Annotated in this window: 3 protein-coding genes; 2 read left to right on the forward strand and 1 reads right to left on the reverse strand. The window is 67.2% G+C overall.

The window, feature by feature from the left end; all coding sequences use genetic code 11:
• The first annotated feature begins 385 nt into the window (after positions 1 to 385).
• Entirely contained in the window at positions 386 to 1,555 is a 1,170-nt protein-coding gene (sucC, locus tag M1M07_RS32115; protein WP_197255410.1) for an ADP-forming succinate--CoA ligase subunit beta, read from the forward strand.
• A gap of 16 nt (positions 1,556 to 1,571) precedes the next feature.
• Positions 1,572 to 2,474, forward strand: coding sequence for a succinate--CoA ligase subunit alpha (gene sucD / locus M1M07_RS32120; protein WP_197255412.1), 903 nt, complete (start codon positions 1,572 to 1,574; stop codon positions 2,472 to 2,474).
• A 63-nt stretch (positions 2,475 to 2,537) separates the two neighbouring features.
• Here the strand turns inward: sucD and M1M07_RS32125 are convergent.
• On the reverse strand, positions 2,538 to 2,743 hold a 206-nt coding region (locus M1M07_RS32125; protein ID WP_248676745.1), incomplete at its 5' end, for a DUF1949 domain-containing protein.

A 2,743-nucleotide genomic window follows, 5' to 3' on the forward strand; every position in this document is an offset into this window, starting at 1 on the left:
GCTCTGCTCGCCGTCGCGGTGGGGGTCGCGGCGGCGGTGGCGGTGCGGTCGCGACCCGCGCGGGGAGGGGCGTTGCTGCTGGGAGCGGCCGGTGCGACGGCCGTGTACGCGTCGTCGTGGGTGCTGGTTCGAAGTGTGATCCAGGATCCGGTCGCGGCCCTCTGTGTCGCACCTGTCATTCTGGGGACGGTGCTCCTCTTGGTTGCGGCCTCGCTCACACTCCGGGAGGAATCTCCGTGAGGTAGCTCGCGAGCCCTCGTACTTCGTGACATGCGCCACATGGCCCGAGTGCGATCGTTTCCTGGGGCTTCCAAGTAACTAGAGTCCGAACCTGGCCCGCTCAAAACCCCCGAGCGGGCGTGAACGCAGACGAGACGGTGAGCAGATGGATCTCTTCGAATACCAGGCGAAGGAACTCTTCGCCAAGCATGACGTGCCGACGTCGGCCGGCCGTGTTACCGACACGGTCGCCGGTGCCCGCGAGATCGCGGAGGAAATCGGCAAGCCGGTGATGGTCAAGGCCCAGGTCAAGGTCGGTGGCCGTGGCAAGGCCGGTGGCGTGAAGTACGCCGCTACCGCAGACGACGCGCAGACCCACGCCGAGAACATCCTCGGCCTCGACATCAAGGGTCACATCGTCAAGAAGCTTCTGGTCGCCGAGGCCAGCGAGATCGCGGAGGAGTACTACATCTCCTTCCTGCTCGACCGCACCAACCGCACCTACCTGGCGATGTGCTCGGTCGAGGGTGGCATGGAGATCGAAGAGGTCGCCGCCACCAAGCCGGAGCGTCTCGCCAAGGTCCCCGTCGACGCCGTCAAGGGTGTCGACCTCGCCTTCGCCCGTGAGATCGCCGAGAAGGGCCACCTGCCCGCCGAGGTTCTCGACGCCGCGGCCGTGACCATCCAGAAGCTGTGGGAGGTCTTCGTCAAGGAAGACGCTCTCCTCGTGGAGGTCAACCCGCTCGTCCGTACGCCGGACGACCAGATCCTCGCCCTCGACGGCAAGGTCACCCTCGACGCCAACGCCGACTTCCGTCAGCCCGGCCACGCCGCGTTCGAGGACAAGGACGCGACGGATCCGCTCGAGCTCAAGGCCAAGGAGAACGACCTCAACTACGTCAAGCTCGACGGTGAGGTCGGCATCATCGGTAACGGCGCGGGTCTGGTCATGTCGACCCTCGACGTCGTCGCGTACGCCGGTGAGAAGCACGGCGGCGTGAAGCCCGCCAACTTCCTCGACATCGGTGGCGGCGCCTCCGCGGCCGTCATGGCTGCCGGCCTCGACGTCATCCTGAACGACGCGCAGGTCAAGAGCGTGTTCGTCAACGTCTTCGGTGGCATCACCGCCTGCGACGCCGTCGCCAACGGCATCGTCAAGGCTCTCGAGATCCTCGGCGACGAGGCCAACAAGCCGCTCGTCGTCCGTCTCGACGGCAACAACGTCGACGAGGGTCGCCGCATCCTCGCCGAGGCCAACCATCCGCTGGTCACGCTCGTCGCCACCATGGACGAAGCTGCCGACAAGGCTGCCGAGCTCGCCGCCGCAGCGAAGTAAAGGGACACACAGAACAATGGCAATCTTCCTTACCAAGGATTCCAAGGTCATCGTCCAGGGCATCACCGGCGGCGAGGGCACCAAGCACACCGCGCTGATGCTCAAGGCCGGCACCCAGGTCGTCGGCGGCGTCAACGCCCGCAAGGCCGGCACCACCGTGTCGCACACCGACAAGGACGGCAACCCGGTCGAGCTGCCGGTCTTCGGCTCCGTCGCCGAGGCCATGAAGGAGACCGGCGCGGACGTCTCGATCGCGTTCGTTCCCCCGGCCTTCTCGAAGGACGCCATCGTCGAGGCCATCGACGCGGAGATCCCGCTGCTCGTGGTCATCACCGAGGGCATCCCCGTGCAGGACTCCGCGTACGCGTGGGCCTACAACGTGGAGAAGGGCAACAAGACCCGCATCATCGGCCCCAACTGCCCCGGCATCATCACCCCGGGCGAGGCGCTCGTCGGCATCACCCCGGCGAACATCACCGGCAAGGGCCCGGTCGGCCTGGTGTCCAAGTCCGGCACCCTGACCTACCAGATGATGTTCGAGCTGCGTGAGTACGGCTTCTCGACCGCCATCGGCATCGGCGGCGACCCGGTCATCGGCACCACCCACATCGACGCCATCGAGGCGTTCGAGAAGGACCCGGAGACCAAGGTCATCGTCATGATCGGTGAGATCGGTGGCGACGCCGAGGAGCGTGCCGCCGACTACATCAAGGCCAACGTCACCAAGCCGGTCGTCGGCTACGTGGCCGGCTTCACCGCCCCCGAGGGCAAGACCATGGGCCACGCCGGCGCCATCGTCTCCGGTTCCTCGGGCACCGCGCAGGCCAAGAAGGACGCCCTCGAGGCGGCCGGCGTCAAGGTCGGCAAGACGCCGTCCGAGACCGCTGCTCTCGCACGCGAGATCCTGAAGTCCCTGTAAGCGGCTTCCGCCGTCCGTGCGCGGTTTCGGTAGTTCCCACTACCGAAACCGCGCACGACGCGTTTATCCGTCGATCCACTCCCGGCCGACGGGTTCCAGCTCCCCGGCGCCGGACGTCACCGACGCCACCACACTCGCCAGCTGCTCCGGGTCCCGCGCCGCGACCGTGAACTTCGCCCGGTCCTCGTACGACACCCCGAGCACACTCACCCCGCGACCGCGCAGTTCCGCATCGACACGGCCCGCGTCCCCGTGCCCGACCGCGAGGG

The organism is Rhodococcus sp. HM1 (assembly GCF_023218075.1).
GTDB lineage: Bacteria > Actinomycetota > Actinomycetes > Mycobacteriales > Mycobacteriaceae > Rhodococcus.